Annotated in this window: 1 protein-coding gene; it reads left to right on the top strand. The window is 66.8% G+C overall.

All coding sequences use genetic code 11. From position 1 onward, the window contains the following. Window positions 1-609 precede the first annotated feature (609 nt). A partial coding sequence (locus AB0B91_RS66305) for a reverse transcriptase domain-containing protein (RefSeq protein WP_358343313.1) occupies window positions 610-1,186 on the top strand: 577 nt, incomplete at its 3' end.

The raw sequence follows: 1,186 nt of genomic DNA, 5'->3' as shown, positions 1-1,186 counted from the left end.
GTAAGCTCGTCGTCGCTTGCCGGTGGGAGTCCGGTCCGGGTAGCTGCCAGGAGGCCCGGTAGCAGGCTGGCGGCTTCGTCTGGAAACGGGCGGGGTCGAAGCCCAGCGTCAAAGGCCCTTATGGGGGAGCAACGATGCGGTCCGTAGCATGAAGCGAAGCCTGCGGCGTCGTTAGAGGTCCCGGCCATTGGCCGGGAACAAGGGAGAGCCGAGCCTTCGAATCCAGGGTGAAGGCCACGGACGCGGTGAAGTGTCTGGAAGCGCAGCCGCCAAGGACTCCCCGGCGTATGGGGCGCGGAACGTATCGACAGTGACGGCGGGAACTGGGGAGGCCCTCCCCGGCCCGGTAACCTGCGGGAATGGTGTTGCCGGAGCGTGGCGTCCTATAACCGGTCAACGCCGGGAAATGGAGTGCCGGCCGGGTGGGCGTCGGAGGCGGCCGTAGTACTGCTGGAGCCGACCGGACAACACAACCGGCGGTGAGGGAAGGGCCGCTGCTTCGTCGATGCGCAGCGACTGTGATGGAGGGGCCCGGTGAGTGCCGGTCAGGCTAGTCCCGCCGCCAAGGGGTCACGGGAGCCACGGGTTCCGCGTGATCCGGTCCGAGCCTTGCAGCATGCGCTCTACCGGGCGGCCAAGGCCGATCCCGGACGTCGATTCCACGCGCTGTATGACAAGGTCTGCCGCAGAGACGTGCTGCAGCGCGGGTGGGTCGCGGTGCGCGCCAACAACGGCGCACCCGGTATCGACAAGACCACCCTGGCCCAGATCGAGGAGTACGGGGTTGCCCGGCTGCTCGACGAGATGGCCGATGAACTGAGGGAGGGGCGGTATCGGCCGCTTCCGGCGCGCCGGGTGTTGATTCCCAAGCCGGGCACGGCCGAGCAGAGGCCGCTGTCGATTCCCGCGGTTCGTGACCGCATCGTGCAGGCCGCATTGAAGATCGTGTTCGAACCGGTCTTTGAGGCGGACATGCTGGGCTGCTCGTTCGGGTTCCGGCCGAAGCGCTCGGCGCACGACGCCTTGCAGGTGCTCATCGATGAGTGCTATCGCGGGCGTCGGTGGGTGGTGGAGACGGACATCGCTGACTGCTTTTCGGCGATTCCGCATGATGAGTTGATACGAGCGGTCGAGGAACGCGTCTGTGACCAGTCCGTTCTCAAGCTCCTGCGCGCGATCTTGCGTG

Origin of the sequence: Nonomuraea sp. NPDC049141 (assembly GCF_040648415.1) — a bacterium.
GTDB lineage: Bacteria > Actinomycetota > Actinomycetes > Streptosporangiales > Streptosporangiaceae > Nonomuraea.
This window is presented reverse-complemented; position numbering and strand designations above follow the sequence as displayed.